Annotated in this window: 32 protein-coding genes; 15 read left to right on the forward strand and 17 right to left on the reverse strand. The window is 60.7% G+C overall.

Annotation, left to right across the window (positions count from 1 at the left end; translation table 11 throughout):
* On the forward strand, window positions 1-201 hold a 201-nt coding region (locus BFP90_RS28955), incomplete at its 5' end, for a hypothetical protein (protein WP_218061252.1).
* Here the strand turns inward: BFP90_RS28955 and BFP90_RS23035 are convergent.
* The gene (locus BFP90_RS23035) at window positions 198-953 is read right to left on the reverse strand and encodes a spermidine synthase (protein WP_065898057.1); all 756 of its coding nucleotides are present in this window, start codon (window positions 951-953) and stop codon (window positions 198-200) included. The genes BFP90_RS28955 and BFP90_RS23035 overlap by 4 nt on opposite strands.
* Before the next feature lie 125 nt (window positions 954-1078).
* On the opposite strand from BFP90_RS23035, the gene BFP90_RS23040 reads away from it, so the two are divergent.
* Window positions 1079-2425, forward strand: coding sequence for a class II 3-deoxy-7-phosphoheptulonate synthase (locus tag BFP90_RS23040; protein WP_065885145.1), 1347 nt, complete (start codon window positions 1079-1081; stop codon window positions 2423-2425).
* Window positions 2426-2520: 95 nt separating this feature from the next.
* Here BFP90_RS23040 and BFP90_RS23045 read toward each other — a convergent pair whose 3' ends face one another.
* Entirely contained in the window at window positions 2521-3750 is a 1230-nt protein-coding gene (locus BFP90_RS23045; protein WP_065894702.1) for a winged helix-turn-helix domain-containing protein, read from the reverse strand.
* 44 nt (window positions 3751-3794) lie between these two features.
* The gene (locus BFP90_RS23050) at window positions 3795-4001 is read right to left on the reverse strand and encodes a DUF1127 domain-containing protein (RefSeq protein ID WP_065894700.1); all 207 of its coding nucleotides are present in this window, start codon (window positions 3999-4001) and stop codon (window positions 3795-3797) included.
* A 70-nt stretch (window positions 4002-4071) separates the two neighbouring features.
* Between BFP90_RS23050 and BFP90_RS23055 the strand changes: the two genes are divergently transcribed.
* Window positions 4072-4953: a LysR family transcriptional regulator gene (locus BFP90_RS23055; RefSeq protein WP_065898058.1), complete on the forward strand. Its 882-nt coding sequence runs from the start codon at window positions 4072-4074 to the stop codon at window positions 4951-4953.
* Here BFP90_RS23055 and BFP90_RS23060 read toward each other — a convergent pair.
* Window positions 4943-5692 (reverse strand): sulfite exporter TauE/SafE family protein, encoded by a 750-nt coding sequence (locus BFP90_RS23060; RefSeq protein ID WP_065885142.1) that lies wholly within the window; start codon window positions 5690-5692, stop codon window positions 4943-4945. The two genes, BFP90_RS23055 and BFP90_RS23060, sit on opposite strands and share 11 nt — an antisense overlap.
* A 109-nt stretch (window positions 5693-5801) precedes the next feature.
* Between BFP90_RS23060 and BFP90_RS23065 the strand changes: the two genes are divergently transcribed.
* The 3 genes from BFP90_RS23065 (at window position 5802) to BFP90_RS23075 (ending at window position 7989) form a co-directional block, all read left to right on the forward strand.
* The gene (locus tag BFP90_RS23065) at window positions 5802-6752 is read left to right on the forward strand and encodes a LysR family transcriptional regulator (RefSeq protein ID WP_065894696.1); all 951 of its coding nucleotides are present in this window, start codon (window positions 5802-5804) and stop codon (window positions 6750-6752) included.
* 78 nt (window positions 6753-6830) lie between these two features.
* Window positions 6831-7283: a MarR family winged helix-turn-helix transcriptional regulator gene (locus BFP90_RS23070; protein WP_065898059.1), complete on the forward strand. Its 453-nt coding sequence runs from the start codon at window positions 6831-6833 to the stop codon at window positions 7281-7283.
* A 286-nt stretch (window positions 7284-7569) separates the two neighbouring features.
* Window positions 7570-7989 (forward strand): organic hydroperoxide resistance protein, encoded by a 420-nt coding sequence (locus tag BFP90_RS23075; RefSeq protein ID WP_065898060.1) that lies wholly within the window; start codon window positions 7570-7572, stop codon window positions 7987-7989.
* A gap of 162 nt (window positions 7990-8151) precedes the next feature.
* On the opposite strand, the gene BFP90_RS23080 is transcribed toward BFP90_RS23075, so the two are convergent.
* Both BFP90_RS23080 and earP read right to left on the reverse strand, forming a co-directional pair.
* A complete protein-coding gene (locus BFP90_RS23080; protein ID WP_003172723.1) occupies window positions 8152-8724 on the reverse strand; it encodes an elongation factor P in 573 nt (190 codons plus the stop codon).
* A gap of 49 nt (window positions 8725-8773) precedes the next feature.
* On the reverse strand, window positions 8774-9907 hold the full coding sequence (gene earP / locus BFP90_RS23085) for an elongation factor P maturation arginine rhamnosyltransferase EarP (RefSeq protein ID WP_065898061.1): 1134 nt from the start codon (window positions 9905-9907) through the stop codon (window positions 8774-8776).
* 131 nt (window positions 9908-10038) lie between these two features.
* Here earP and BFP90_RS23090 point away from each other — a divergent pair, with 131 nt between their 5' ends.
* The gene (locus BFP90_RS23090; protein WP_065898077.1) at window positions 10039-10407 is read left to right on the forward strand and encodes a hypothetical protein; all 369 of its coding nucleotides are present in this window, start codon (window positions 10039-10041) and stop codon (window positions 10405-10407) included.
* Between the two features lie 12 nt (window positions 10408-10419).
* The gene (locus BFP90_RS23095; protein ID WP_065898062.1) at window positions 10420-10902 is read left to right on the forward strand and encodes a GreA/GreB family elongation factor; all 483 of its coding nucleotides are present in this window, start codon (window positions 10420-10422) and stop codon (window positions 10900-10902) included.
* Window positions 10903-10908: 6 nt separating this feature from the next.
* On the opposite strand, the gene cysB is transcribed toward BFP90_RS23095, so the two are convergent.
* From cysB to BFP90_RS23120, 5 genes are all read right to left on the reverse strand, one after another.
* Window positions 10909-11883: an HTH-type transcriptional regulator CysB gene (cysB, locus tag BFP90_RS23100; RefSeq protein ID WP_065898063.1), complete on the reverse strand. Its 975-nt coding sequence runs from the start codon at window positions 11881-11883 to the stop codon at window positions 10909-10911.
* A 97-nt stretch (window positions 11884-11980) separates the two neighbouring features.
* Window positions 11981-12487 carry a universal stress protein gene (locus tag BFP90_RS23105; protein WP_065894684.1) on the reverse strand — a complete coding sequence of 169 codons (507 nt, stop codon included), beginning with the start codon at window positions 12485-12487 and terminating at the stop codon, window positions 11981-11983.
* Window positions 12488-12553: 66 nt separating this feature from the next.
* A complete protein-coding gene (locus BFP90_RS23110; protein ID WP_065885134.1) occupies window positions 12554-13471 on the reverse strand; it encodes a 5'-nucleotidase in 918 nt (305 codons plus the stop codon).
* 15 nt (window positions 13472-13486) lie between these two features.
* Window positions 13487-14449: a putative 2-dehydropantoate 2-reductase gene (locus BFP90_RS23115; RefSeq protein ID WP_065898064.1), complete on the reverse strand. Its 963-nt coding sequence runs from the start codon at window positions 14447-14449 to the stop codon at window positions 13487-13489.
* Window positions 14446-14832 (reverse strand): thioredoxin, encoded by a 387-nt coding sequence (locus BFP90_RS23120; protein WP_065898065.1) that lies wholly within the window; start codon window positions 14830-14832, stop codon window positions 14446-14448. The genes BFP90_RS23115 and BFP90_RS23120 overlap by 4 nt, the downstream gene beginning before the upstream one ends.
* Between BFP90_RS23120 and BFP90_RS23125 the strand changes: the two genes are divergently transcribed.
* Together BFP90_RS23125 and BFP90_RS23130 are read left to right on the forward strand one after the other, a co-directional pair.
* Window positions 14831-15265 carry a PilZ domain-containing protein gene (locus tag BFP90_RS23125; protein WP_065898066.1) on the forward strand — a complete coding sequence of 145 codons (435 nt, stop codon included), beginning with the start codon at window positions 14831-14833 and terminating at the stop codon, window positions 15263-15265. The two genes, BFP90_RS23120 and BFP90_RS23125, sit on opposite strands and share 2 nt — an antisense overlap.
* A gap of 131 nt (window positions 15266-15396) precedes the next feature.
* Entirely contained in the window at window positions 15397-16473 is a 1077-nt protein-coding gene (locus BFP90_RS23130; RefSeq protein WP_065898067.1) for a 3-deoxy-7-phosphoheptulonate synthase, read from the forward strand.
* Window positions 16474-16529: 56 nt separating this feature from the next.
* Here BFP90_RS23130 and BFP90_RS23135 read toward each other — a convergent pair whose 3' ends face one another.
* Window positions 16530-16811, reverse strand: coding sequence for a GNAT family N-acetyltransferase (locus BFP90_RS23135; protein WP_003233387.1), 282 nt, complete (start codon window positions 16809-16811; stop codon window positions 16530-16532).
* Between the two features lie 612 nt (window positions 16812-17423).
* On the opposite strand from BFP90_RS23135, the gene oprI reads away from it, so the two are divergent.
* A complete protein-coding gene (gene oprI, locus BFP90_RS23140) occupies window positions 17424-17675 on the forward strand; it encodes an outer membrane lipoprotei OprI (RefSeq protein WP_003172710.1) in 252 nt (83 codons plus the stop codon).
* Window positions 17676-17770: 95 nt separating this feature from the next.
* Here oprI and BFP90_RS23145 read toward each other — a convergent pair whose 3' ends face one another.
* The 3 genes from BFP90_RS23145 to BFP90_RS23155 form a co-directional block, all read right to left on the reverse strand.
* Window positions 17771-18736, reverse strand: coding sequence for a L,D-transpeptidase family protein (locus tag BFP90_RS23145; protein WP_065894674.1), 966 nt, complete (start codon window positions 18734-18736; stop codon window positions 17771-17773).
* An 81-nt stretch (window positions 18737-18817) separates the two neighbouring features.
* Window positions 18818-19111: a hypothetical protein gene (locus BFP90_RS23150; RefSeq protein ID WP_057722836.1), complete on the reverse strand. Its 294-nt coding sequence runs from the start codon at window positions 19109-19111 to the stop codon at window positions 18818-18820.
* A gap of 58 nt (window positions 19112-19169) precedes the next feature.
* Window positions 19170-19775, reverse strand: a complete 606-nt coding sequence (locus BFP90_RS23155) for an arylesterase (protein ID WP_065894672.1) — start codon at window positions 19773-19775, stop codon at window positions 19170-19172.
* A gap of 10 nt (window positions 19776-19785) precedes the next feature.
* Between BFP90_RS23155 and BFP90_RS23160 the strand changes: the two genes are divergently transcribed.
* Both BFP90_RS23160 and BFP90_RS23165 read left to right on the forward strand, forming a co-directional pair.
* The gene (locus tag BFP90_RS23160) at window positions 19786-20469 is read left to right on the forward strand and encodes an ABC transporter ATP-binding protein (RefSeq protein WP_065885127.1); all 684 of its coding nucleotides are present in this window, start codon (window positions 19786-19788) and stop codon (window positions 20467-20469) included.
* Window positions 20469-22979 carry an ABC transporter permease gene (locus BFP90_RS23165; RefSeq protein ID WP_065898068.1) on the forward strand — a complete coding sequence of 837 codons (2511 nt, stop codon included), beginning with the start codon at window positions 20469-20471 and terminating at the stop codon, window positions 22977-22979. Before BFP90_RS23160 ends, BFP90_RS23165 begins: the two co-directional genes overlap by 1 nt.
* Before the next feature lie 39 nt (window positions 22980-23018).
* Here BFP90_RS23165 and greB read toward each other — a convergent pair whose 3' ends face one another.
* Both greB and BFP90_RS23175 read right to left on the reverse strand, forming a co-directional pair.
* A complete protein-coding gene (gene greB, locus BFP90_RS23170) occupies window positions 23019-23492 on the reverse strand; it encodes a transcription elongation factor GreB (protein ID WP_065892558.1) in 474 nt (157 codons plus the stop codon).
* Between the two features lie 119 nt (window positions 23493-23611).
* Complete coding sequence (locus tag BFP90_RS23175) at window positions 23612-24616, reverse strand: hypothetical protein (RefSeq protein WP_065898069.1); 1005 nt, start codon at window positions 24614-24616, stop codon at window positions 23612-23614.
* Window positions 24617-24854: 238 nt separating this feature from the next.
* Between BFP90_RS23175 and BFP90_RS23180 the strand changes: the two genes are divergently transcribed.
* Both BFP90_RS23180 and BFP90_RS23185 read left to right on the forward strand, forming a co-directional pair.
* Window positions 24855-25781: an ABC transporter ATP-binding protein gene (locus BFP90_RS23180; protein ID WP_065892560.1), complete on the forward strand. Its 927-nt coding sequence runs from the start codon at window positions 24855-24857 to the stop codon at window positions 25779-25781.
* Window positions 25778-26503, forward strand: coding sequence for an ABC transporter permease (locus BFP90_RS23185; protein WP_065884453.1), 726 nt, complete (start codon window positions 25778-25780; stop codon window positions 26501-26503). The genes BFP90_RS23180 and BFP90_RS23185 overlap by 4 nt, the downstream gene beginning before the upstream one ends.
* Window positions 26504-26505: the final 2 nt, after the last annotated feature.

The following is a 26505-nucleotide window of genomic DNA, read 5'->3' on the forward strand; positions in this document are numbered from 1 at the left end:
GCCGCTGTAAAAGCGGAACCCATAGCAGCCGTTACCGCAGAAACGGATATGTACTCAACCCAATCCAACACCCTGGTCGGCCCAGAGGCCGCCATCGGCGGCAAGCCCCCTCCCACACTTGAATGTATTCACAAATCAAAATGTGGCAGGGCCAGTGCGACGATTCGACTTGCCCCCGATGAGGCCGGCACAGACGACTAAGTCGCCGGCCGAATCGCCTTGATCAACGCCTGCAACGAATACCCCAGACGCGGCGCCAAGGCTTCTGCACGGACCACCAGCGCCTCCAGGTCCAACTCCTGATCCAGCTCCGAAGGCACCAGCAGAATCACATTGCCCTCCTTCACCGGCAGTTCCCAGTAATGCCGGTGATACAACCCGCGCAACAACGCTGCGCCCAGCGGCTTGCCGTCATCGGTGGCCCACTGGTTGATCACCAGCCAGCCGCCCGGGTTGAGCTTCTTCTGGCAGTTCTCGAGGAACGTCCAGGCCAGATGGCCGACGCCCGGCCCCACATCGGTGTACAGGTCGACGAAGATCAGATCGGCAGGCTCAGCGCTTTCGAGCAATTGCAGGGCATCGCCGATGCGGATATACAGGCGTGGATCATCGTCCAGCCCCAAATACTCCATCGCCAGGCGCGGTACGTCGGGGCGCAGCTCGATGGCTTCAACATCGTCAAGCGTCAGGAACCTGAGGCATGCCTGGGTCAACGTGCCGGCGCCCAGGCCGAGGAACAGCGCACTCTCCGGCTGCTCATGGCACAACGCTCCGATCAACATGGCGCGGGTATAGTCATACTCCAGCCAGCTCGGGTCGGCGGTAAACACGCAACTTTGCTCGATGGCGTCGCCAAATTCGAGAAAACGGTAATCGGCCACTTCCAGCACACGGATCATGCCGAAATCATCATGGACTTCGGCCAGCAGGCGCTCCACACGCTCCTCGCTCATCACTACTCCTAACGGGTTGGCTGCAGGGCAAAGTGCGCGATTGTCAGCCAAGCGACGTCGGCAGGTCACGCACTAATTGCTGCTAACATTGGCGTCCGAACTTCAACCTACCCAACGAGTGCATGATGAGCCAACCCTGGAGCCCCGACAGCTGGCGTGCCCTGCCTATCCAGCAGCAACCCCGCTACCCGGATGCTGCGCACCTGCAGCGAGTGGAGCAGAGCCTGGCCAGTTACCCGCCGCTGGTGTTTGCCGGGGAAGCCCGCGAATTGCGTCGTCAGTTTGCCGAAGTGACCCAGGGTCGCGCCTTCCTGCTGCAAGGCGGTGACTGCGCCGAGAGCTTTGCCGAGTTCTCCGCCGCGAAAATCCGTGACACCTTCAAGGTGCTGCTGCAGATGGCGATTGTCATGACCTTCGCCGCCGGCTGCCCGGTGGTCAAGGTCGGGCGCATGGCCGGCCAGTTCGCCAAACCGCGCTCGTCCAACGATGAAACCATCGACGGCGTCACCCTGCCCGCCTACCGCGGCGATATCGTCAATGGCATCGGCTTCGACGAAAAAAGCCGCGTACCGGACCCGGACCGCCTGCTGCAGAGCTACCACCAGTCCACCGCGACCCTCAACCTGCTGCGCGCCTTTGCCCAAGGCGGCTTCGCCGACCTGCACCAGGTGCACAAGTGGAACCTGGACTTTATCGCCAACTCCGCGCTGGCCGAGAAGTACAGCCAACTGGCCGACCGCATCGACGAAACCCTGGCCTTCATGCGCGCCTGCGGCATGGACGACTCGCCGCAGCTGCGCGAGACCAGCTTCTTCACCGCTCACGAAGCGTTGCTGCTCAACTATGAAGAAGCCTTCGTACGTCGCGACAGCCTGACCAACGACTACTACGACTGCTCGGCCCATATGCTCTGGATTGGCGACCGTACCCGGCAGTTGGATGGCGCCCATGTCGAATTCCTGCGCGGGGTGAACAACCCGATCGGGGTCAAGGTCGGCCCGAGCATGAACCCCGACGATCTGATCCGCCTGATCGATATTCTCAACCCGGACAACGACCCTGGCCGCTTGAACCTGATCGCACGCATGGGCGCCAATAAGGTGGGCGACCACCTGCCCGGGCTGATTCGCGCCGTACAGCGCGAAGGCAAGCAAGTGCTGTGGAGCAGCGACCCGATGCATGGCAACACCATCAAGGCCAGCAGCGGTTACAAGACCCGCGACTTTGCGCAGATCCTTGGCGAAGTGAAGGAGTTCTTCCAGGTCCACCAGGCTGAAGGCAGCTATGCCGGCGGCATTCATATCGAGATGACCGGGCAGAACGTCACCGAATGCATCGGCGGCGCACGGCCGATCACCGAAGACGGTTTGTCGGACCGCTATCACACCCACTGCGACCCGCGGATGAACGCCGATCAGTCCCTGGAACTGGCGTTCCTGATTGCCGAAACCCTGAAACAGGTCAAGCGCTAGATGGGTGTCGACTGGACTGACGCCAATCGGGGGCAAGCCCCCTCCCACATGTGGAGCGTATTCCCCTGTGGGAGGGGCTTGCCCCCGATGGCGCCCTAAAGCCCAGCATCCATCTTGAGCATTGCCAAGCGTAACCGCGCAGCACTCGGCCGCTGGCAATTGAGCTTGACCTGTTGCAGCCCCAGCCAATCGGCCATCTGCCGCAGGTTCAGCGCCAACGCCAGCATGCCCGGCTCGTCCAGGCCCTGCTCCTCCTCGTGCACCGCATGCACCGCCAGGCAGCCGTTGGCCCGCTCGGCGCGCACATCAACGCGCGCAGCGATCCGCTCGTTGTGCAAAAACGGCAGCACGTAGTAGCCGTACACCCGCTTGTGTTGGGGGGTGTAGATTTCCAGGCGGTACCTGAAATCGAACAGGCGCTCGGTACGGGCACGCTCCCAGATCAACGAATCAAAGGGCGACAGCAACGCGCTGGCCGGCACGTTGCGTGGCACTTTCGGCGCGGGCAGGCAGTACGCCGATTGCTTCCAGCCCTGCACCCGACAGCTCAGCAACTGTCCCTCCTCGACCAACTCAGCCAGGCGCTGGCGACTGTCGACGGGGTCGAGGCGGAAGTAATCGCGCAGGTCTTTTTCAGTGGCCACGCCCAATGCGCCGGCGCTGTGCACCAACAAGCCGCGCAGGGCCTCGGCTTCGCTCACGACGGTTTGAAGGATTTCGCCGGGGATCACTCGCTCCGGCAAATCGTACAGGCGCTCAAACCCGCGCCGCCCGGCCACGGTGACCAGACCGGCCGCGAACAGCCATTCCAGCGCATGTTTCTCGTCACTCCAATCCCACCAGGGCCCGGCGCGCTCTTCACGGGTCGACAGGCTGCCCGCACCTAAGGCGCCCTGCTGTTCGACAGCCTGCAGAACGCGCTGGACCGTGTCCTGCCGCTCCCGCCCGAACCGCGCCATTTGCGCGTAAATCCCCTGGCCCTGCCTGGCCCGCTCCATGCGCCAGCGCATCAAGGGGTACATCGCCATGGGCAGCAGCGAGGCTTCATGCCCCCAGTATTCGAACAGCGAGCGCCGTCGCCCCTGGCTCCAGGCGGCCTGTTCCAGAATCAAGGGGGAATAATTGCCCAGTCGAGAAAACAGCGGCAGGTAATGGGAACGCACCACCGCATTGACCGAGTCGATCTGCAGCACGCCAAGGCGTTCGATCAGGCGGTTGAGGTGTGCGGCTTTTATCTGCGCCGGCGGCTGGCGCCCGGAAAAGCCCTGGGCCGCCAGCGCCATGCGGCGTGCCTGCTTGAGGGAAAAGGAGAGGACGGCGGGCATGGATGGCTCCTTGAATGCTCGCGCCTACCCTACTGCATCCGGGGTCACTTGCGCAGCGGGTCATCCCAGAAATGCCGGTGGATCTCCTGCTCCACGTCGACACGGTTGAGCCCGATATCCTTGAGCGCATCATCACTCATGCCCGCCAGCATCCGGCGTTCGCGATGCAACGCCGGCCAACGCGAAATGCTGCGAAGAAGCCCTGACAACGGCGACCTTGCCATCGACCCATGATCTTTTTGACCTTTCATCTTCTCGCCCTCCAGTGGGGATGACGCGAGTGTGTGCCTGGGCCTATGATCAATCCAACGAATGTTTCTTATGCAATACATCTCGGAGATTGATCAATTGTCGACTTACCCGAGCATCGACACGGAAGTGCTGCGCACCTTCGTCGCCATCGCCGATCAGGGCGGTTTTACCCGCGCAGGGGAACTGGTCAACCGCACCCAATCGGCGGTGAGCATGCAAATGAAACGTCTGGAAGAAGACGTGCTGCAACGCAAGTTGTTCGAACGCGACGGCCGTCAGGTGCGGCTGACGCCTGAGGGCCAGGTATTGCTGGGCTATGCGCGGCGCATCCTGAAACTGCACAGCGAAGTGTTCAACACCCTGCGCGAGCCGCATATGGTGGGGTTGGTGCGCATCGGCACGCCGGACGATTACGTGATGCGCTTCCTGCCGGGCATTCTCAAGCAGTTTTCCAAGGCCTACCCGCTGATCCAGATCGAGCTGCACTGCGAATCGTCAACGGTGCTGATGCAGAGACGGGACCTGGCCTTGACCGTCATCAGCCGCGAGCCCGGCAACGATCTCGGTGAATTCCTGCGCACTGAGCGCATGGTGTGGGCCGCCGCGCCGTGTTTTTGCGTGGACGAGCACGAGTCCCTGCCCCTGGCGGTTTCCGGCGGCGACTGCCTCTACACGCAGTGGGCCCAGACCGCGCTGGATATGGCTGGACGGGATTATCGCCTGGCCTATCACAGCTCCAATGGCGCGGCGATCCTGGCGGTGGTCAGTGCCGGCCTGGCGGCGATGATCAGCATGGAAAGCCTGGTGTCCCAGGACCTGCGCGTGCTCGGCAGCGACGAAGGCTTCCCGCCCTTGCCGTCGATGAACCTGCGCTTGCTGCGCAACCCGCAAATGACGTCGCCCATTACCGAATGCCTGGCCGAATACATTCTCGAAGGGTTCAGACTTTAAACGTCAGCATCACCGCGCACACCGCCAGAAAACCGCAGAACAGGCCACGCAACACCCGCTCGGGCAGTGCATGAGCGACTTTCACGCCCCAACTGATACTGAGCAGGCCGCCCACGGCCAACGGCACGCCGATCAGCCAGTCCACTTCGTGATGCCAGGCGTAAGTGACCAGGGTCACGCCGGTGCTGGGCAGCGCCAGCGCCAGGGACAAGCCCTGGGCGACCACCTGGCTGGTGCCGAACACGCTGGTAAGCACCGGCGTGGCCACCACTGCGCCACCGACACCGAACAATCCGCCCATGGCGCCTGACGCTGCGCCGAGTACGCCCAGCCACGGCCAGGAATAGCGCATTTGCGCCGTCGGCGGTGCGTTACGGGTGAACATGCGCAACAGGTTGTAGGCTGCCAGTACCACCAAAAAGACGATAAACCCGATCCGCATCGCGCCGGCATCCAGGCCTACCGCCCAAATTGAACCCAGCCATGCGAAGCTGAAGCCCATCACACCCAGCGGCAAGGCGTGGCGCAGTTCAATGCGGTTGCGCTGGTGATACCGCCACAGGGCCAGCATCACATTGGGCACCACCATCACCAGCGCGGTGCCTTGGGCGATCTGCTGATCAAGCCCGAACAGCACACCCAGCACCGGGATGGCGATCAGTCCGCCGCCAATACCAAACAAGCCGCCTACTGTGCCCAGGGCCGCGCCCAATACCAGGTACATCGCCAGATCCACCACCGCACGCTACTCCACAAATCCTGAGTGTTGCATGCTACGCAGTCCGCTATGGCGCGCAAAGGCACAGCAACGCACAATGGCTGTGCCAAACTCGCACAAGCATGGACCCATGAATCCCAATACGTTGACCGACCAGCTGAGCCTGTTTCTCGATGTGCTGGAAAGCGGCAGCTTTTCCGCCGCTGCGCGCCGCTATCCGTTAACCCCCTCGGCAGTGGCGCGGCGTATCGACAGTTTGGAGAACGCTGTCGGCAGCCGCCTGTTCCAGCGCAGCACCCATGCCGTGGTCCCTACCCCGGCCGGACTGGCCTTTGCCGAGCGGGCGCGACGGATTGTCGGCGAGTTGCAGCTTGCGCGCGCCGAAGCCGTGTCCCTGAGCCATGCGCCCGAAGGCCTGATCCGCGTGGACGCACCGGCGGCGTTCGGGCGACGGCACTTGGCGCCCGTGATCGCGGATTTCCTGCAGGTGTACCCGGGGCTTGATGTACAGCTGCATTTGATCGACAGTTTTGTCGATATGCAGGGCGCGCACCTGGGCAAGGTCGATCTGGTGCTGCGCGCCGGGCATATTGCCGACACGCGTCTGATCGCCACGCCGCTCGCCAGTATCGTGCGTATTGCCTGCGCCAGCCCGGCTTACCTGAAAAGCCGAGGCACGCCAACGCACCCGCGGGAACTGAGCGAGCACGACGGCCTGGACTGGGACGGGTTGGCGCCGATGTTCGCCTGGCGCTTCGAACTGGACGGGCGCCGTGCCATCTATCGCCCACGTCGTATCCGCATGAGTGCCAACAATGCCGAGGCCCTGCTCTCCGGCGCCCTGGCAGGGCTGGGCATTGCGCACCTGCCTACGTGGCTGGCCAGCGAATACCTGGTGCGCGGTGAACTCTTGCCACTGTTTTGTGAAAGCGGCTTGCCGAACCCGGAAACCGCCGGCATCTATGCGCTACGCCTGGAACAGCAACCCAATGCACGCAGCCGGTTGCTGCTGGAGTACCTGAAGTCCCGTTTCAGCCCGGTGCCGCCCTGGGATCTGGCATTGCAAAGCGGCCTGGTCTGACCGTGCGCGCAGAATTACCTGGCGCATTAAAGATTTGCCCGCTAGATTCCCGTCATACCGGCTTTTCGAGGCACCGCCATGAGCAAAAATCCAACCCCCTGTGAATCCTTGATGCTGGATAACCAGCTGTGTTTCGCATTGCATTCCACCTCACTGCTGATGACCAAGGCATACAAACCTCTCCTTCAGGCCCTCGGCCTGACCTATCCGCAGTACCTGGCCATGATGGTGTTGTGGGAAGAAGACGGTTTGACCGTGGGTGAAATCAGCAGCCGCCTGCTCACCGATCCCGGCTCCCTGACGCCTTTGCTCAAGCGCCTGGAAGCCGAAAGCCTGTTGAGCCGCACCCGCAGCCGCGAAGATGAGCGCGTGGTGGTGGTGGAGTTGACCGCTGCCGGACGGGCGCTACAGGACCAGGCCATGGGGATCCCGCAGTGCATCCTGGGCGCCAGCGGGATGGAACTGGAGCAGTTACGCAAGCTGCAGGCGGATTTGATTGCTTTGCGCAGCAACCTGCAAAACACACTCTAAAGAAGCACCAAATCCTGTAGGAGCGAGCTTGCTCGCGAAAAACGTCAACGATAAGGCGTGCTTCCTGAATGAACGCGGTGTCTGTGAGTTTTTCGCGAGCAAGCTCGCTCCTACAAAAAAAGCCTTAACTGACTGGCATTAGGACTTGCCCCCTCCCACATTGTTTTCCCGTCACCTGAAAAATATTTGTGAATTTATCTTGCGCACTAAACATTAGCGCTATACATTCACCTCACCAACTACTTAGCGCGCAAACATTTAGCGCTAATAATCAGAGGACGACACCATGCAAACGCTCTATACCGCAGTAGCCACCGCCACCGGCGGCCGTGATGGTCGCGCTGTCTCCAGCGATAACATCCTCGACGTCAAACTCTCCACGCCCAAGGAATTGGGCGGTGCCGGCGGTCAGGCCACCAATCCTGAGCAACTGTTCGCCGCCGGCTACTCGGCCTGTTTTATCGGTGCACTGAAATTCGTCGCCGGCCAGACCAAACGCAAAATCCCGGACGACGCCTCGATCACCGCCCACGTTGGCATCGGTCAGATACCCGGCGGTTTCGGCCTGGACATCGATCTGCACATCAGCCTGCCAGGCCTGGCCCAGGATGATGCGCAAACGCTGGTCGACGCCGCTCACCAGGTCTGCCCGTACTCCAACGCCACTCGCGGCAACGTTGATGTGCGTCTGCACGTAACCGTTTAACCACTGTCGCCCTGAACGGGACCATTACACCACCGATGCCAGCCAGCGCGCCGAGCGCTACGCCCGCAAACTGGACCCGGCCGGTATGCCGGTGTAAACCCTGCACGCATAAAAAAGCCCGACGCATGGTCGGGCTTTTTCGTTCGTATCGCGGCGCAGGAATTACTTCTTGGCGCGACCTTTGTACGAACCACCTTCACGGGTGTCGATCTCGATCAGGTCGTCGATTTCGATGAAATCGGCCACTTGCAGTTCGGTACCGTTGCTCAGCTTGGCAGGCTTCATCACCTTGCCGGAAGTGTCACCGCGAGCGGAACCTTCGGTGTAGGCAACTTTACGCACGATAGTGGTCGGCAGCTCTACGGAAACCAGGCGCTCTTCGAAGAAAATAGCTTCGCAGACGTCTTCCATGCCTTCTTCGATGAACGGCAGAACGGCTTCGATATCTTCAGCGTTCAGCTCGTACATGGTGTAGTCGGTGGTGTCCATGAACGTGTAGGTGTCGCCGCTGATGAAGGACAGGGTCGCTTCCTTGCGGTCGAGGATCACGTCGTCCAGTTTGTCATCGGCGCTGTAGACGATCTCGGTCTTGTAACCGGTCAGCAGGTTCTTCAGCTTGGTCTTCATGATGGCGCTGTTACGACCGGACTTGGTGAACTCAGCTTTCTGAACCAGCCAAGGGTCGTTTTCGAGACGGATCACTGTACCGGGTTTCAGTTCTTTACCAGTTTTCATTGCATATATCCGAAATTTGGATGGGATTTACAAAAATCAAGGTGGCGTATCATATCCAACTTTCATAAAACTGTACCAGCGCCGTCGCAAGATCGGCCTGCAAGGCCTGTTCCAGACACCAGTTCTGCGCGTGTCCGTTGAGTTCCGGCCAGTGCTCCTGCAGCGTTTTCCACGGCTGGGCCATATCGCCCTCGGTGTTCCAGGCTTGCCACAGTGCAACCAGCGCCGCCTTGGCCGCCGGCGACAAGGCGGCGGTGTACAGCTCGAGAAAGGCATCGAGCTTGTCCAGGTGGATGTCTTCGTCCTGACGATAGATGTGCCACAGCAACGGGCGCCCGGCCCACTGGGCGCGCACGAACGAATCCTCGCCACGCACGGCATTCAGCTCACAGCACCACAACAATTGGTCGTACTGCGCCTGGCGCACGAACGGCAGCACCTGCACGGTCAACGCCCCGCGCTGATGAATCGCCCCCGCCGTCAGCCCCTCCTCGCCCAGCCAGCGTTGCACATCGCCCAGGATGCGCCCTTCCGGCACCAACAGATGAGTGGCACGCCCGTCTGTCGACAACACGTCCAGCCAACTGCCCAGCCCGGCGTTTTCGTAGGCGAACAGCGAGATCAGCCGCGCATCGGCTACCGGAAACACGCCCAGGGTCTGCAGGAATTGGCGCTGCGCATGGGTGTCCTGCTGAAAAGCCTGACGCTGCTGCAGCAACCCTGCTTCACGCAACAGCCCGCCAGTGCCTGGGCGAAAGCCAGGAAAAAAGAAGTACTTCTGCACCCCCTTGAACTTCACCGACGGCAGGCGGTGACAGCCCACCACCCAGTCCTCGGCACTCAGGTAATCCAGATTCATCCACAACGGCGTGCGCGCGCGCGCGGCCATGGCTTCCATGTAGTCAGCCGGCAGTTGGCACGCGAACGCTGCAACCACCACATCGGCCGCCGGGGTCGGCGCCCATTCGCTCGGCCAGTGGCGCACGTCGACGCCCTCTTGCCACTGCTGCTCCAGGCTGACATCGATCTGCGGGCACATGCGCTCAAAGGCGCGCAGGTCATCGACCCACAGGCGCACAGCGCACGCGTGCTCGGCGACCAATTGCCGGGCCAGTCGCCAGGTCACGCCGATGTCGCCGTAGTTGTCGACAACGCTGCAAAAAATATCCCAGCGGGCTTTCATTCCGGGCTCCAGTGCTCAAAGGCTCGATTGTCCGCATAAATGCGCCGATGCAAAAGCTTGATCACGATTATTCTGCACAGTGGCTGTGCGACAATCGCCAACTTGCCGTCAATGCTCGCCAGGAGGCCACCATGTCCGACCGTCCGATGTCGCTGTTCAAACTGTGCATCGCCATTGCCGCAGGCGTGTGGCTGGGGTTTATCGCCATCGCGCTGACCACCTGGCTGGCCTCGCGCTACCTGTTCCCGCAGAGCCTGGCGCCGGTGGCCCAGGCCGTTCAACAGTTGGGCAAACCGCCTGTGGTTGCACCTGAGCCGCCCAACCGTATGTTTGAGCAGTACCAGCAGAACCTGCAAAAGCAGGAGCAACAACAAACCCTGGAGCAGGCGCGAAACAATGCGCGCAATTTGTCCAACCCCAAATGCCAGTTCTGGCTGCAACAGGACCAGAACGCCCCGAACGAAAAAAGCCGGGCAAATGTCCTGCAATTCTGCGAATGATCAAGCACAGCCATGAATAAACACGCCGTCCTTCAATTGATTCTGGAAGAGCTGACAGTCGACCTCGATGTCCTCCAACGCGCCGCGCAGACCGCTTACGAGACGGCGACCCACGAAGAAAACATCGCCGAGAACAAATACGACACCCTAGGCCTTGAGGCCTCGTACCTGGCGACCGGACAAGCCAGGCGAGTCGAGGAAATCAGACAATCGCTGGTGCTGTGCCAGAATCTGCAGCTGCGTGCCTACGATGATCAGCGCGGGATAGAACTCGGCACCCTGGTCGGTCTGGAAGACGAGGACGGTCGCCAGCAGTGGCTGTTCCTGGCGCCGGATGCGGCGGGGTTGAAGGTGGATGTAGTCGGGCAACCCGTCACCGTCATCACCCCGCGCGCTCCGTTGGGCAAGAGCCTGCTGGGCAAGTGCATCGATGACGAGGTGGAGATTCTGGTGGCGGGCGCCCGGCAATACTTCACCGTGACCGAGGCCCGCTGAGCCGCTTTAGTGAACCGGCAGTTCAACGCCGTCGAACAACGCTTCCAGTTCCTGCTTGTTGTGGCACTGGATCGCCTTGGCCATCACTTCGCGGGTCAGGTGCGGTGCGAATTTCTCGATGAAATCGCACATGAAACCGCGCAGGAACGTGCCACGCCGGAAACCGATCTTGGTCACGCTGGATTCGAACAGCTCGCTGGCATCAAGCACCACCAGGTCTTTATCGAGCTGGGTGTCGACAGCCATCTTGGCGACGATGCCCACGCCCAGGCCCAGGCGCACGTAAGTCTTGATCACATCGGCGTCGGCTGCGGTAAACACCACCTTCGGGGTAAGACCGCGGTGGCTGAAGGCTTCGTCGAGCTTGGAACGCCCGGTGAACCCGAAGACGTAGGTCACGATCGGGAATTCGGCCAAGGCTTCCAGGGTCAGCTTCGGCAACTTGGCCAAGGGGTGTCCCTGCGGCACCACCACGCAACGGTTCCAGCGGTAGCACGGCATCATGACCAGGTCACCGAACAGCTCCAGGGCTTCGGTGGCGATAGCGAAATCGACGGTGCCATCAGCGGCCATTTCGGCGATCTGCATCGGCGAGCCCTGGTGCATGTGCAACGCCACGTCGGGGTATTGCTTGATGAAATCGCGGATCACCGGCGGCAAGGCGTAGCGTGCCTGGGTGTGGGTGGTGGCGATCGACAGGGTGCCCTTCTTCTCGTTGGAGAATTCCTGGGCGATCTGCTTGATGCTCTCGACCTTGCGCAGGATCTCGCCGGCCGTGGTGATGATGCGCTCGCCCGCCGGGGTGACGCGGGTCAAGTGCTTGCCGCTGCGCGCGAATACTTCGACGCCCAGCTCGTCTTCGAGCAGGCGGATCTGCTTGCTGATACCGGGTTGCGACGTGTAGAGGCTTTGAGCGGTTGCGGAAACGTTGAGGTCGTGGTGCGCCACTTCCCAGATGTAGCGCAGTTGTTGAAGCTTCATATGAATCCCTCAAAGCAGATAGACGCCACGGGTATCAGCGACGGTATATAACTATATTAAAGGTAAGATATATAAATCTAGAACTTTTTATCGTTTTTTACCGATCAATATCATCACTGCGCCGACGTTGCAGCGACGGCACCAGGTAAACCGGCACACTCGCCACCTGCACCAGGCGCGCAGCGGTACGCCCAAGCGGTGTGGCCGCTGCGCTGGCATGGCTATGACTGCCGACGATCAACAGGTCGACGCAAAGCTTATGCAGTTGGTCGAGAATCACTTCGCAGGGGTCCCCCTGGATCACCCGCACCGAACGAATCAACTTCAGGTCCTGCTCCCCATCCCCCAGTTCCTCGCGAAAGCTGTCGAGCACCCGTTGCTCGATCGTCGCCATGACCGTGGTCAGCCCCTGGCGCTGCCATTCGCTGAGGGCCTTTTCATCAAGGTAGCTCTGCAACACCGATTCAGCGAACAGCCCGATGGGCTCCACCACATGAATCACATATAAATCGGCCTTGAACGTTCGCGCCAACGCCAGGGCATGTTGCATGACATACGGTGCATACAGGCCAAGATCCGTGGCGTACAGCATCGAACGAATCATAGAACCCCCTGGGTTGCCAGGCTGGCGGAGATCAAATGAGCTTAGCAGCGCCTCGAGCAGTGCGGCTCAGCTCTCGCTCTGGATTTTCAACTCATTACTGATGCCATGGGGCACATGCCCGGTGGCCACGACCTCCCTGGCGCGCTCACAATGGCCGACCTGGTCATCGAAGAACACATCGGCGGCGAAGGCTTCCAGGAACGCGGATTTATCCAGGCCACCCAGGAACAACGATTCATCCAGGCGGATATCCCATTCACGCAAGGTGCGAATGACCCGCTCGTGGGACGGCGCCGAGCGCGCGGTGACCAGTGCCGTGCGAATCGGGCACGCCTCGTCGGCGAACTCACGCTGCAACAGGTTGAGCGCCGCCAGGAAGCCCTTGAACGGTCCGCCGTGCAACGGCTCGCGCGCCGACTCTCGTTCGCTGGCCTGGAACGCTTCCAGGCCGCCGGCCTGATAGACGCGCTCGGACTCGTCGGAGAACAGCACCGCATCGCCATCGAAGGCGATGCGCAGTTCCTCGCTTGATGCCCGGTGCGGGCCACCCGACAGGATCGTCGCTGCGGCAAAACCGGCGTCGAGCGCACTGCGCACATCTTCTGCATGGGTCGACAGAAACAGATGGCAACCAAAGGCGGCTAAATACGGATAGGGACTACGCCCTCCAACGAAAGCGGCGCGGGAAATGTCCAGGCCGTAATGCTGGATCGAGTTGAACACTCGCAGGCCGGTATCGGCGCTGTTGCGCGACACCAATACCACCTCGACACGGGCGCGCCCGAGGCTGGCATTGAGGCTCAGCAGTTTCTTGACCAGCGGGAACGCGTCGCCGGGTTCAAGGATTTCCTCCTCGTGCTCGATCTGGTACTGGCGATACGGCTCCACGCCTTCGGCGAGATAGACCTTGTGGCTTTCGCTCAAATCGAATAAGGCTCGCGATGAAATCGCCAGCACCAGTTTGTCGCTCAATCCCTTCACCATGTCAGTGCCCCCGAATCAGCGATTGTGCCGATCAATAAAACTCAAGGCCTGGTAAAGCGCCTGCATGCGCGGCAATTCGCAGCCGGCCGCTTTGGCGGCGGCCAAGGGTCGCGCATAGATGGCCGCCAGTTCCAGCGCACGCTTGTGCACGTGATCGTGATACATGCTGGGCAGGTAGTCGTCCATGGTTTCAGTCATGGCAAACATCTGCCCGGCGTAGCTCGCGGCAATGTCATGGCCACAGGCGTGAGCGCCCTGCACCACTTCGGCCATCAGCGCCTGAATCAGCGCACGGCTGGATTCATCCGCCATCAGCGCGCGGGTCCCGGTGCCGAGCAAAACCGAGAGGCCGTTGAACGGCACATTCCACACCAGTTTATGCCAGCGGGCCTGATGCACGCTGGTCATGGCCTGGGACTCGATACCCGCTTGATGAAACAGGCCGGCCCCTTCTTCGACAATCGCCTGCTGCCGCGCTTCATCGTTGGCTGCGGTGCCGCTGTGATAGCCCAGGTTGACCCGCCCCAGCGCCTGATGCTCGACGACGCCCGGCGCGGCGCGATGCACGCCGATGTAACACAGGCCGCCGAGCAAGTGCAGCGACGGCGGCAGGTGTTCACGCAGGCTGTCCTCGACATCCAGGCCGTTTTGCAACAGCACCACCTTGGCATCCGGCGCCGCAACTTGGGCGATGGTCGGGGCCAGGTCGGCATTGCCGGTGGATTTGGTACCCACCAGCAGCCAATCGCACGGCGGCATATCCGCAGCGTTGGCATACGCCTGCACCGGATGCAGGTGCAGGTTGCCATGCACGCTGCTGTTGAGGCGCAGACCCTGCTTGCTGACCACTGCGTATTCGCTGCGCAGCAGAAAATGCACGTCGAACCCGGCACGCGCCAGCATCAGGCCATAAAACCCGCCAATGGCGCCGGTGCCAATGATGCCGATGCGTGGCGAAGGGTGTGCAGTGGCGATCATGGCAAATCCTCTGGGGTACGTGTCAGTGCGTGGTTTACCGCGTCGGTCAGGTCTGGTTGCGTAAGACGTGTCTGTAATTGCCCGAGGAATTGACCCTCGCACACCAGGAACAACGCGGGCAAATGAAAGATCTGGTAACGTTCGACCGCGCCACCGTTGTGCCCGGCATCCACCCAGCACAGTCGGTCCACCGGCAAGCGCCAGCCCGGCAACTGCTGGCGCGCCCAGCGGCAACTGGAACAACCGACACTGGTAAACACTACCAGCGAACACCCGGGCAATCGCAGCAGTTGCTGGTCGATATCCAGGTCGGTCAATTCCAGTTCTTTCACTATACTGCTGCCACTGCCGTCCATTGGACGGTGTTCGGAGTCCGTGTACATGGGTCGTTTTTTACCTCACCCTGATGATGTCGCTGTCGAGTTGATCCAACGTCCGTCTCCCCCCTTGCCCCGCCAACGCCTGCGCACTATCGGCCGCGGCGGCATCGCCTGCAACTGGCCGCGTGCCTGGCGCCCCGGCACCGCGGTCGACTTGTCTATCCCCTCCCTGGGCGCCACCGCGCGCTATCCGGGCTATGTTGCGTGGTGCCGCAAAGGGCAAGCCGGCTATCGCATCGGCATCAGTTTTACCGATGAACATGCCCTGTTCGGCGCACGCATGGGTGAGCAAGTGTGCCAGATCGAGCGCTACTGCCGCCTGCACGAAACCGCCGAGCTCACGGCCCAGCAACTCGAAGCCCTGGCCCACGATTGGGTGTCGCGCCACGCCGGCGACTTCTCCCACGCGGCCGTTATGCAGCCAGCGCTGGATTAAAGCGGCCTTTGCCCATTGTCGCGGGCCCGTATTACGCGCTAAGGTTCCTCCCCCCTGCATCCAAATCATGCTGTGCTCCGCCGCACGGGGATGGCTGGCGGCCGGCACCCGTGACCCTGACGAGTAACACGATGGCTGATTTACCGATCAATGACCTTAACGTTGAATCCAACGAGACCCTGATCACGCCCGATCAGCTCAAGCGCGAAATCCCCCTGAGCGACGCTGCCCTGCAGACCGTCACCAAGGGTCGCGAAGTCATCCGTGACATTCTCGACGGCACCGACCACCGCCTCTTCGTCGTCATCGGGCCTTGCTCGATTCACGACCTCAAGGCCGCTCACGAATACGCCGAGCGCCTCAAGGTGCTGGCGGCGGAAGTGTCCGACACCTTGTACCTGGTGATGCGCGTCTATTTCGAGAAGCCGCGTACCACCGTCGGCTGGAAAGGCTTGATCAACGACCCGTACCTGGACGACTCGTTCAAGATCCAGGACGGCTTGCATATCGGTCGTAAACTGCTGCTGGACCTGGCGGAAATGGGCCTGCCCACCGCGACCGAAGCGCTGGACCCGATCTCCCCGCAGTACCTGCAGGACCTGATCAGCTGGTCGGCCATCGGCGCCCGCACCACCGAGTCCCAGACGCACCGCGAAATGGCCTCCGGCCTGTCCTCGGCCGTGGGTTTCAAGAACGGCACCGACGGCGGCCTGACCGTGGCGATCAACGCGCTGCAATCGGTCTCCAGCCCTCACCGCTTCCTGGGCATCAACCAGGAAGGCGGCGTGTCCATCGTCACCACCAAGGGCAACGCCTACGGTCACGTGGTGCTGCGCGGTGGCAACGGCAAGCCCAACTATGATTCGGTCAGTGTCGCACTCTGCGAACAGGCGCTGAACAAGGCCGGCATCAAGCCAAATATTATGGTCGACTGCAGCCATGCCAACTCCAACAAGGACCCGGCACTGCAGCCGCTGGTGATGGAAAACGTCGCCAACCAGATCCTCGAAGGCAACCAATCGATCATCGGCTTGATGGTCGAGAGCCACCTGAACTGGGGATGCCAGGCCATTCCAAAAGACCTGGCCGACTTGCAGTACGGTGTGTCGATCACCGACGCGTGCATCGACTGGGCCGCTACCGAGAACACCCTGCGCAGCATGCACGCCAAGCTCAAGGACGTATTGCCCACACGCAAACGCACCTGAATCAGGCACACACAAAAACGCCGGGCTAAACCCGGCGTTTTTTTATGGCTGTTCGTTCACAGCTTGGCGGCATGGCGCTGGTGGCGCTCCATGTAGCGCTCCACATAGGAGCAGGACGGGATGACCGTATAGCCTGACTCTTCGGCGAACTTCAACGCCTCTTCGGTCAACGCAGCCGCAATACCACGCCCACGCAACGCGTTGGGCACGAACGTGCGATAGATATCCAGGGTCTGTTTCCCGAGGTCCATATAGGTCAGATAGGCACGATGACCGTCCACATTGGTCTCGAACTGATGACCAGCCTGGTCATGGTGGATGGACAACGCCTCGCTCATCACTACTCCTCGCGGGTCTTGAATATTGACCCTACCTTACCGATGTTTTTCCGGCGAAGGAACATCTACGCCACCCCGTGCCGGTTTCGACAACGAGAAAACCCTGAGCGCTCACACCTGCACGCAGGGAATAGTAGGCACCAATTCAGCAATTGCTCAAGGCACACTCGTCATCCCCTGCCACGGGCGGATTATTAGAAAGGGCCTCGATCAACCGGTGACCGAACGCCTGAACATTGCCGGCAGTTGCAGCTTGAGACGAACTGACGCTGTTAAAGTCACCTCTAGATGAGCGAAAGATACCCGTTGCGGTACGCGCAAGCGCAACGCAAGTGCCCGTCTGGATATATAACATTTCATCTGCTTACAAGGCTCGAGGCATGCGGGCCGGCGCTTTCAGCCTGGATCCAATCTTCAGCAGGATGAAAAAACCCGTCTGGTCTTTATACAAATCTCCCACAGATTAGCCAAAACAGATTCGGTACCAGAATTTTTTTTGCTTCTTGCGCAACGTCAGTTTACTTACTACAAGTAATGGGTAGTATGTACGCCGGCTATTTGCTCACTCTGAGACAGTAGTCATCTAATAGAAAGTCCTTGAAGGGGAACACGATGAACAACGTTCTGAAATTCTCTGCTCTGGCTCTGGCCGCAGTTCTGGCTACCGGTTGCAGCAGCGTCTCCAAAGAAACCGAAGCGCGTCTGACTGCAACGGAAGATGCAGCAGCTCGCTCCCAGGCTCGTGCAGACGAAGCCTACCGTAAAGCTGATGAAGCGCTGGCTGCTGCTCAAAAAGCACAACAGACTGCTGACGAAGCTAACGAGCGCGCTCTGCGCATGCTTGAAAAAGCAAGCCGCAAGTAATAATCCTTCGGGGTTGTTATCAAGCCGATCCATTTATGGGTCGGCTTTTTTTTGCCTGAAATCTGCTGAGCTGGCCGCAGCCATCCGCACCAGCTTTATTGAAAATCAACCGGCGCGCTGGACACCACCGGAGCGACGCCAGGCACACCGATTTCAGTCGGCAAGCCATCTTCCGCCGCCACCACATCACGCACCTGATCCCAGTTCACCCGCAGGTTGTTGGCCAGGTCTTCACGCTTGAGCAGGGCATTGATCACCGCCGTGTGCTTGTCGACCACCGAGGGCGTGCCATCGTCGTTCAACGGCGTATGGGCTTCGAGGTAGACCTTGCCGCCGGCGCTGCCGAACTTATAGGCATCGTTGATGATTCGCACCGACGTGCCGACCGGCACCATGCTCGCCATTTCCAGCACATTGTTGTTGAACATGCGGAAGCAACCGTGGCTGGTGCGGGTGCCGATACCGAATTTCATGTTGGAGCCATGGATCAGATAACCCGGTGTGCCCAGGGTGAACTTGAACGGGCCCAACGGGTTGTCAGGGCCGGCAGGTACTACGTTGGGCAGCGGGTCACCGTTGGCGGCATGTTCGGCCTTGATCGAGGCCGGCGGTGTCCAGGTAGGATTCGGCGTCTTCGCGATGATGCTGGTATGGGCAATGGGCGACCCCCAGCCTTCACGACCAATCCCCAGCGGGAAGGTGTAAACCACGTCCTGCCCCTTGGGGTAATAGTAGAGCCGATATTCAGCCAGGTTGATCACAATGCCTTCGCGCGGGCCCGGCGGCAGGATGAACCGTGTCGGCAGCACGATATCCGTACCCGCCCCTGGCAGCCAGGCATCGACGCCCGGGTTGGCGGCGACCATTTCCGAATAGCCGAGGTCGTACGTGGTGCCCAAGTCGGCAAACGTGTCTTCGTATTTGGCCTTGATCACCTGGACCTGACCGACGATGTCCTCACCGGGCGGCGGCAAGGGCAACTGCAAGGCTGACGCCGGACCGGCCGCACAGAGCGCAGCGAGAGACAGGCAGCAGGTAACGACGGAAAGGCGCGACAACATCCGGAAAATCCTTCGCAGAACGACGGTAGGAAAAAACTGATTGTATACGTCAAGCGAGTGCCTGGCATCAAGCCGGCCGCGCTAGAGCTCGAAGCGCAGCTCCGGCCAGATCGGCGGTGTGCCGCGCTTTTGCGATTCCAGAATGGCCCTGCATAACGGGCACAGGCGCTGGTCCTGGAAGATCGAACGATCCACCGACGACCAGAGCGGTTGCGCCGGCAACAACGTGCCGCAGAGCGTGCGATCAATCGAGCCGCCCAACTCCAGTTGACGCGCCACCAGATGCACTCGCACTTCCTGGCAGGCGAACAGATCCAGCTGCTCGTCAGGCTCGATCAGTTGGTAGTTGAACAGGGACCAGGCAGGACGCGACATCAGGGGCTCCAAATCGGGGGGGCGCCACCTTAGCCGAAAGCCTGCCGGTAGAAAAGCGTCATAACAGCGGTTTGAGCGTCGGCCAGACATTTTCCAGCAACTTGCCCTGGCCGGCGACTGCCGGGTGCAGACCGTCCGCTTGCATCAAGTCAGGATGACCACCCACTCCCTCGAGAAAAAACGGCACCAACGGGACCTTTTTTTCCTCTGCGACCTCGCCGAAGACCTTGGCGAACGCGTCGACGTACCGCTTGCCATAGTTGGGTGGGATCTGCATGCCCAGCAGCAGCACCTTGGCACCGCTGTCCTGGGACGCCTGAATCATCGAGGCAAGATTTTGTTTCAATTGCGCCGGCGGCTGACCGCGCAGCCCGTCGTTGCCGCCCAACTCGATCACCACCACATCCGGTTTATGCGCTGCAAGCGCCGCCGGCAACCGCGCGAGGCCTCCGGCGCTGGTGTCGCCACTGATCGACGCATTGACCACTTTATCGTCAAAACCCTCCTGTTTGAGCCGCTGCTCCAACAGGGCGACCCACCCTTTGCGGGTATCCAGGCCGAAACCGGCACTGATACTATCGCCAACGATCAGGACTGTACCCGCCGCTGCGTTCTGGGCCATGCACATCAAGGCCAGGCCAGCACTCAAAAACCACATTCGCATCGGATTCTCCATGGGCGCAAGCATTCTCACCGCGCGAAACCTCAGCAAAGTGGTTCCCAGCGCGGAAGGTGAACTGACTATCCTGCACGAACTGAGCCTGGAACTGAACAAGGGCGATAGCCTGGCTATCGTCGGCAGCTCCGGTTCCGGCAAATCCACCCTCCTCGGCCTGCTGGCCGGCCTGGACCTGCCCAGCAGCGGTGAAGTCACCCTGGCAGGTCAAGCCCTGAGCAGTCTCGACGAAGACCAACGCGCGCGCATCCGTGCCGAACACGTGGGTTTCGTATTCCAGTCCTTTCAGTTGCTCGACAGCCTCAATGCGCTGGAAAACGTCATGCTGCCGCTGGAGCTGGACGGCCGCAAGGATGCCCGCGAGCGCGCCACGCACCTGCTCGAACGCGTCGGCCTCGGCAAGCGCCTGACCCATTCGCCACGCCAGCTTTCCGGCGGCGAGCAGCAACGCGTGGCGATTGCCCGTGCATTTGCCGCCGAGCCTGACGTGCTGTTTGCCGACGAGCCCACCGGCAACCTCGACAGCCATACCGGCGAGCGCATCAGCGACCTGTTGTTCGAACTCAATAAAGAGAGCGGCACGACCCTGGTATTGGTCACCCACGACGAGCGCCTGGCCCATCGCTGCCGACGCCTGATCCGCCTTGAAGCCGGCCTGATGGTCGCGCCCCTGGAGCCTTGATGGCACGCCTGCCGCTGTTACGCCTGTTCAGTCTTGCCATGCGCCAATTACTGCGCGATGCCCGCGCCGGCGAATTGCGTGTGTTGTTCTTCGCCCTGCTGGTGGCCGTAGCCGCCAGCACCGCTATCGGCTATTTCGGCGCACGCCTCAACGGCGCCATGCTGTTGCGCGCCACCGAGTTCCTGGGCGCGGACCTGGTACTTGAAGGCAGCTCGCCAGCCCGCCCCGAGCAAATCCGATCCGGCACCGAACTGGGCCTGGATCATGCGCGCATCGTGGAATTCTCCAGCGTTATTGCGGCCGACAACGGCATCCAGCTTTCCAGTATCAAGGCAGTCAACGAGCAGTATCCGCTGCGGGGCGAGCTCAAAAGTGCGGGCGAACCCTTTGGTACCGAAACCCCGGGCGGCGGCCCCAAACCCGGCGAAGCCTGGGTGGAAGCACGGCTGTTGACAGCGCTGGACCTGAAGGTCGGCGACAGCATCGACGTCGGCATGAAAACCCTGCGTCTGGCGCGCGTCCTGACCTACGAACCCGACCGCGCCGGCAATTTCTACAGCCTCACGCCCAGGGTGATGATCAACCTGGCGGACCTGGACGCCACCGGCGTGGTCCAGCCTGGCAGCCGCGTAAGCTATCGCGAACTGTGGCGCGCCCCACCCGGCAGCACGGCGCTGCAAACCTATCGCGACCTGGTCAAGCCGGGCCTGGCGGCCAACCAGCGCCTGCAGGACTCGCGCGATGGCAACCAACAGATTGGCGGCGCCCTGGGCAAGGCCGAGCGTTACCTGAATATGGCCAGCCTGGTGGCGGTATTGCTGGCGGGCGTGGCCGTGGCGCTGTCGGCCAACCGCTTTGCCAGCCGCCGCTTCGATGCCAGTGCCCTGCTGCGCTGCCTGGGGCTGTCACGCCGCGAAGCCATGTTGCTGTTCAGCCTGCAACTGAGTGTGCTGGGCCTGCTGGCAAGCCTGACCGGCGCTGTCCTCGGCTGGCTCGCGCAATTCGGGCTGTTCTACTTCCTGCACGATCTGCTGCCCGCGGACGTGCCACCCGGCGGGCTGCTGCCGGCCGTGGCCGGTATCGGCACGGGACTCGTCGCCCTCGCCGGCTTCGCGCTTCCGCCCCTGGCCGCGCTGGGCCGGGTGCCGCCGTTGCGGGTATTGCGTCGCGACCTGCTGCCGATCCCCTCGAGCACCTGGATGGTGTACGGCGCGGCGCTCTTTGCCCTGGGCCTGATCATGTGGCGACTGAGCCTTGATCTGGTGCTGACCTTCGCATTACTGGGCGGCGGCGTGGTAGCGGCATTGATCCTCGGTGGCTTGCTGCTGTTGTTATTGCAAAGCCTGCGCCGCTTACTCGCACGGGCCTCCCTGCCCTGGCGCCTGGGCCTGGGCCAATTGCTGCGCCATCCATTGGCGGCAGCCGGCCAGTCCCTGGCGTTTGGCTTGATCCTGCTGTCCATGGGCTTGATCGCCCTGCTGCGCGGCGAGCTGCTCGACACCTGGCAGAACCAGTTGCCCAAGGATGCGCCCAACTACTTCGCGCTGAATATCCTGCCGGCCGACAAAGAGGCGTTTGGCGCGCGCCTTCTGGACGTGCAGGCGCAATCGGCACCGCTTTACCCCGTCATACCCGGCCGGCTGATCAGCATCAACGGCGAGCCCGTACAGGAGATTGTCAGCAAGGACTCCAGCGGCGATCGCGCGGTGCAACGGGACCTGAGCCTGACCTGGGCCGCAGATTTACCCCAGGGTAATGTACTGACGGCGGGCACCTGGTGGACCGCGCAACCGGGCGATGGCGTGCCTGGGGTCTCGGTGGAAGCCAAGGTGGCTGAAAGCCTGAAGCTCAAGCTCGACGACCATCTGGTCTTCACCATTGGCGGGGAGAATCGCGAGGCACGGGTCACCAGCCTTCGGACCATCAACTGGGACAACTTCCAGCCCAACTTCTTCATGATCTTCCAACCGGGCACCTTGAAGGATTTGCCGACCACCTACCTGACCAGCTTCTACCTGGCGCCTGGGCATGACCAACAGATCGTCGACCTGTCCCGCGCCTTCCCGGCCGTCACCATCCTGCAGGTCGAGGCGCTGCTGGAACAACTGCGCAGCATCCTTGCCCAGGTGACCCTGGCGGTGGAATACGTGCTGCTGTTCGTGCTCGCTGCCGGCATGGCCGTGCTGTTTTCCGGCTTGCAGGCCACGTTGGATGAGCGCATCCGCCAAGGGGCGCTGCTGCGTGCGCTGGGTGCCGAGCGCAGGTTGCTGGTCAAGGCCCGGCGCATCGAGTTCGGCCTGCTGGGGGCGGTCAGCGGTTTGCTGGCGGCACTGGGCACGGAACTGGTGACCTGGGTGCTGTACCGCTACGCCTTTGACCTGACCTGGCACCCTCACCCCTGGCTACTGCTGTTGCCGCTGATCGGTGCGGCGCTGATCGGTGCCGCCGGGGTGTTCGGCACGCGTCGTGCGCTCAACGCCAGCCCGCTGACGGTACTGCGCGAGGGCTGAAACACTGATGGCCCTTGCTCCGGCAAGGGCCATCAGTTGCTATTTCACATATTCGATCCGGGTAATCCACCAGCACACCTCACCGCCGGGGGTTTGTACGATGGCTTCATCGTCTACCTCTTTGCGCAGCAGCGCACGTGCCATGGGGGAGTCGATAGAGATGTAATCCATCCGGTCATAGATCTCGTCATAACCCACAATGCGGAAACGCTTGGTCTCGCCCTGCTCGTTTTCGACATCGACCCACGCACCGAAAAACACCTTGCCCTCCTGCTCGGGCATGTATTCCACCACGCGCATATCTTCGAGGCGTTTGCGCAGGTAGCGCACCCGCCGATCGATCTCACGCAACAGCTTCTTGTTGTACTGGTAATCCGCGTTTTCGCTGCGATCTCCCAGGGAAGCTGCCCACGTCACCTTGCGCGTGGTGTCCGGGCGCTTTTCACGCCAGAGGTAGTCCAGCTCCTTTTTCAGCGCTTCATGGCCTTCTTTGGTTATCAGCTTGGTACTCAAACGCGTGCATCCCCAGGCAATGTCCAATAGTGTCGACAGACCAGGGCATCATACCCTGGCGTCGGCCGGCGGGGATCGATCATAAATCAACGGCGCAAAGTATCCAGCCCGACAGTGACTCAGCCCTGCCCGTCGAGGACCTGGTCCAGTTCAACGAGCGTGCCTTGCAGGCGCTGTCGCATCAGCGATAGCTGCGACATCATCAACACCATCTTTTCGGTCTTTTGGCTCACTTCCAGTGCTTGCTCCTGCAGGCGCGAATGCTGCTGGTCCAACGCCCGGCTTCTTTCATCCTGCTGATTCTGCTGTTGCTGCAATCGAGCCTGCCACTGTTCGAGCATCTCTTCGCGCTCGATGACAGCCTGTTTCTTCTGTGTCAGTTCCTGGGCGACCCTGGCCAGATTGCTCAGCGTGCTGTCTATCTCGAAAATGGAGGTATTCTCCCTGGAGGAGCGGGGTTGCGACGGCATTTCGATGGGGTCTGCCTGAGCAATCGGCGCGCTGGGTTCGACCGGCACCCGCGCCACTTCGGGTACCGTGACCGGCGGAGGCGGCGGCTCTTCAACACACACTTCATCCACAGGCCTCGGGACGGGCTCCGGCTCACTCTTGCCCCGCGGCGGTGCAACCATTTGCGATGAAAAGCGGATCGACGGCACGATGACCGCGCTGCTTTCGATGGCAGGCGCAGCGGGGGCGGACATGCCCAATGTAATCACCTTCATCACCAGGGCTTTCTTGACGATCACTGAGTGATGATCTTCGGGCCTGGCAGGCGGCAATCTGCAGCCTTTCAGATCAATGAAGTGAAACGGAACCTGAGACTCGGTGACGGCAGCGTCCTTATTGCCGGATGCCGCCGCCATCATCAGAATTTGCTTAAAGACTTGCATCGCTACTTGCAAGTCCTCCTTGGACTCAACCCCGCCAAGAAAATACCGTTCGAGTTTTTTGCGCAAGGCGGCGATATACACCCTGGAATGACCGGGTTCGGCTTCTTCATCAAGGCTATATACCAGGAAGTTGGAGGATGTCTGTTTGACCGCAAAGCCGCACAACAGTGCGCCGTTGACGGGAGCATCCTCGCCGCTGCGCTCAAGAACAAGGGTACGTAGAAGCATCATGGCAGTCAGGCCTCATTGCAAAAAGAAAACCTTATATAAATGTCAGACAAATATCCGACCATTATTAAGTATTCAGAACAACACAATTGTTTCAGCGCGTTATCAAATCAAACGTAGGACTTTACTTATTAAGTGAGCCCAGCGTTCCCAAGAGCAGGTATTTGAACGTAATCTTTTTAACGCACCGACACCACAACTAAACATTCTTCAGGCACCGCCCAATTGATTCGGTAAACCTATGATCGAAGTCAGCAACCTGACAAAGTACCTGGGCAAGAAAAGCGTGATAAGCGACTTTTCGTTCTGTGCCCAACGCCATGAATGCGTGGGATTGCTGGGAGAGCATGGCGCCGGTAAAACAACGTTGCTGAATTTGATTTCCGGCATGGCCAGGCCCACCCGTGGGCACGTCAGCATTCAGGGCCTGAGTACCCAAACCCATTCAACTCTCGCCAGGCAAGCCGTCGGTTACCAGCTCCAGGGGGGCATAACCCATCACACGCTGTCGGTCAAAAGCATCCTCAACTTTGTGGCCACCGCCCGAGGGTTCAGGGGTGCCGAAAAACGCCGGCACGTCGACCGGGTCGCCATGCGACTGGAGCTACACCCCGTACTCAACTGCCCCATCGATGTACTCAGCCTTGACTTGAAGCGCAGCGTCGCGATTGCACAAGCCATTTTGCACTCCCCCAGCGTCCTCCTCCTGGACGAGCCCACCGAAGGGCTGAACACCGAGCAACAGCTCAAATTCAGGGCGCTTGTTCAGTCCCTGACCGAAGAAATGAGCATCATCATCGCCTCCCGCCATTACGACGCGCTGTCCGAGATTTGCACCCGCGCCCTGGTAATCGCAGGCGGGCGACTGATTGCCGACTCTTCGCTGGCGGACTTGCAGCGCTGCTCCCGGCACTTCCAAGCGGTGACGCTCGCAGCGGATCCGCCCCCGGATTTACTCGCCCTTGCCGTACTGCCCGGCGTGGCCGGTATCGAGGAAGACCGTCAAAACCCAGGAAAGGTGACGGTTCTGGCCATGCCCGGGCACGCCATCTTCCCCGCCATCAATTCACTCATCACCCATCGCGGCTGGAACATCACGTCACTGCATCTGGAGCCAGGTCGCCTGAACGATGTCGTTCACCATCTGAGCCACGAGGTATCCTCTTGAAACTACTGCCCCTCATATTCAAACGCCAACTCGCCAGCTATGCCAGTACCCCGCACACCTACCTGAGCGTGGCGTTTTTCCTGGTGCTATGTGCGACGCTGGGGCTGTATACCCATCGCTGGATGGAGCGCGACAGCAGTGACTTGCAGGCTTTTTTCGAACTGCACCCCTGGCTCTACCTGCTGCTGATACCCAGCCTATCAATGCAACTGTGGTCGGATGAACGCAACATCGGCTTTTGCGACATGATGAAAACCCTGCCACTCACCTCGGCAGAACGCGTGATCGGAAAATTCCTCGCAGCCTGGGTGGTCTGCAGCATTGCCCTGTTGTTGAATTTTCCTATAGTGGCGGCCGCGCATTTTCTGGGAACGCCCGACAACGGGGTGATCGCATCACAATTTCTGGCAAGTTGGCTACTGGCGGGAAGTTACCTATCGGTCGGTTGCTTTATATGTGCACTCACGCACCAGCGGATTATTATTTTTCTCCTCACCCTGGGTTTGCTGCTGACCATCAGTGGGCTGTCTTCGGTCCTGGATGCGCTTGAACATCAAGCGCCGATCTGGATAGTTGACAGCATCATGAAACTTGACCCGATATCCCGTTTCAGTTCAATGGACAACGGCAAAATAACACTGCATGACGGTTTATATTTTGTCAGCATGATCGTTGCCTTCCTTTCTGCAACCATCGTTACACTCAACTATAAAAACAGCTAAGG

Origin of the sequence: Pseudomonas sp. 24 E 13 (assembly GCF_900004715.1) — a bacterium.
Taxonomy (GTDB): domain Bacteria; phylum Pseudomonadota; class Gammaproteobacteria; order Pseudomonadales; family Pseudomonadaceae; genus Aquipseudomonas; species Aquipseudomonas orientalis_A.

Coding starts and splice junctions, on each gene's coding strand:
- BFP90_RS23125 (WP_065898066.1), top strand. CDS start 14,831: ATGGGTCGTTTTTTACCTCACCCTGATGATGTCGCTGTCGAGTTGATC.
- BFP90_RS23070 (WP_065898059.1), top strand. CDS start 6,831: ATGAGCAAAAATCCAACCCCCTGTGAATCCTTGATGCTGGATAACCAG.
- BFP90_RS23045 (WP_065894702.1), bottom strand. CDS start 3,750: ATGCCCGCCGTCCTCTCCTTTTCCCTCAAGCAGGCACGCCGCATGGCG.
- BFP90_RS23050 (WP_065894700.1), bottom strand. CDS start 4,001: ATGAAAGGTCAAAAAGATCATGGGTCGATGGCAAGGTCGCCGTTGTCA.
- BFP90_RS23110 (WP_065885134.1), bottom strand. CDS start 13,471: ATGGTGAAGGGATTGAGCGACAAACTGGTGCTGGCGATTTCATCGCGA.
- BFP90_RS23035 (WP_065898057.1), bottom strand. CDS start 953: ATGAGCGAGGAGCGTGTGGAGCGCCTGCTGGCCGAAGTCCATGATGAT.
- BFP90_RS23120 (WP_065898065.1), bottom strand. CDS start 14,832: ATGTACACGGACTCCGAACACCGTCCAATGGACGGCAGTGGCAGCAGT.
- BFP90_RS23180 (WP_065892560.1), top strand. CDS start 24,855: ATGATCGAAGTCAGCAACCTGACAAAGTACCTGGGCAAGAAAAGCGTG.
- BFP90_RS23160 (WP_065885127.1), top strand. CDS start 19,786: ATGGGCGCAAGCATTCTCACCGCGCGAAACCTCAGCAAAGTGGTTCCC.
- earP (WP_065898061.1), bottom strand. CDS start 9,907: ATGAAAGCCCGCTGGGATATTTTTTGCAGCGTTGTCGACAACTACGGC.
- BFP90_RS23175 (WP_065898069.1), bottom strand. CDS start 24,616: ATGATGCTTCTACGTACCCTTGTTCTTGAGCGCAGCGGCGAGGATGCT.
- BFP90_RS23150 (WP_057722836.1), bottom strand. CDS start 19,111: ATGTCGCGTCCTGCCTGGTCCCTGTTCAACTACCAACTGATCGAGCCT.
- BFP90_RS23090 (WP_065898077.1), top strand. CDS start 10,039: ATGTCCGACCGTCCGATGTCGCTGTTCAAACTGTGCATCGCCATTGCC.
- BFP90_RS23040 (WP_065885145.1), top strand. CDS start 1,079: ATGAGCCAACCCTGGAGCCCCGACAGCTGGCGTGCCCTGCCTATCCAG.
- BFP90_RS23105 (WP_065894684.1), bottom strand. CDS start 12,487: ATGATTCGTTCGATGCTGTACGCCACGGATCTTGGCCTGTATGCACCG.
- BFP90_RS23130 (WP_065898067.1), top strand. CDS start 15,397: ATGGCTGATTTACCGATCAATGACCTTAACGTTGAATCCAACGAGACC.
- oprI (WP_003172710.1), top strand. CDS start 17,424: ATGAACAACGTTCTGAAATTCTCTGCTCTGGCTCTGGCCGCAGTTCTG.
- BFP90_RS23145 (WP_065894674.1), bottom strand. CDS start 18,736: ATGTTGTCGCGCCTTTCCGTCGTTACCTGCTGCCTGTCTCTCGCTGCG.
- BFP90_RS23115 (WP_065898064.1), bottom strand. CDS start 14,449: ATGATCGCCACTGCACACCCTTCGCCACGCATCGGCATCATTGGCACC.
- BFP90_RS23055 (WP_065898058.1), top strand. CDS start 4,072: ATGCAATACATCTCGGAGATTGATCAATTGTCGACTTACCCGAGCATC.
- BFP90_RS23095 (WP_065898062.1), top strand. CDS start 10,420: ATGAATAAACACGCCGTCCTTCAATTGATTCTGGAAGAGCTGACAGTC.
- BFP90_RS23075 (WP_065898060.1), top strand. CDS start 7,570: ATGCAAACGCTCTATACCGCAGTAGCCACCGCCACCGGCGGCCGTGAT.
- BFP90_RS23135 (WP_003233387.1), bottom strand. CDS start 16,811: ATGAGCGAGGCGTTGTCCATCCACCATGACCAGGCTGGTCATCAGTTC.
- BFP90_RS23155 (WP_065894672.1), bottom strand. CDS start 19,775: ATGCGAATGTGGTTTTTGAGTGCTGGCCTGGCCTTGATGTGCATGGCC.
- BFP90_RS23065 (WP_065894696.1), top strand. CDS start 5,802: ATGAATCCCAATACGTTGACCGACCAGCTGAGCCTGTTTCTCGATGTG.
- BFP90_RS23165 (WP_065898068.1), top strand. CDS start 20,469: ATGGCACGCCTGCCGCTGTTACGCCTGTTCAGTCTTGCCATGCGCCAA.
- BFP90_RS23080 (WP_003172723.1), bottom strand. CDS start 8,724: ATGAAAACTGGTAAAGAACTGAAACCCGGTACAGTGATCCGTCTCGAA.
- cysB (WP_065898063.1), bottom strand. CDS start 11,883: ATGAAGCTTCAACAACTGCGCTACATCTGGGAAGTGGCGCACCACGAC.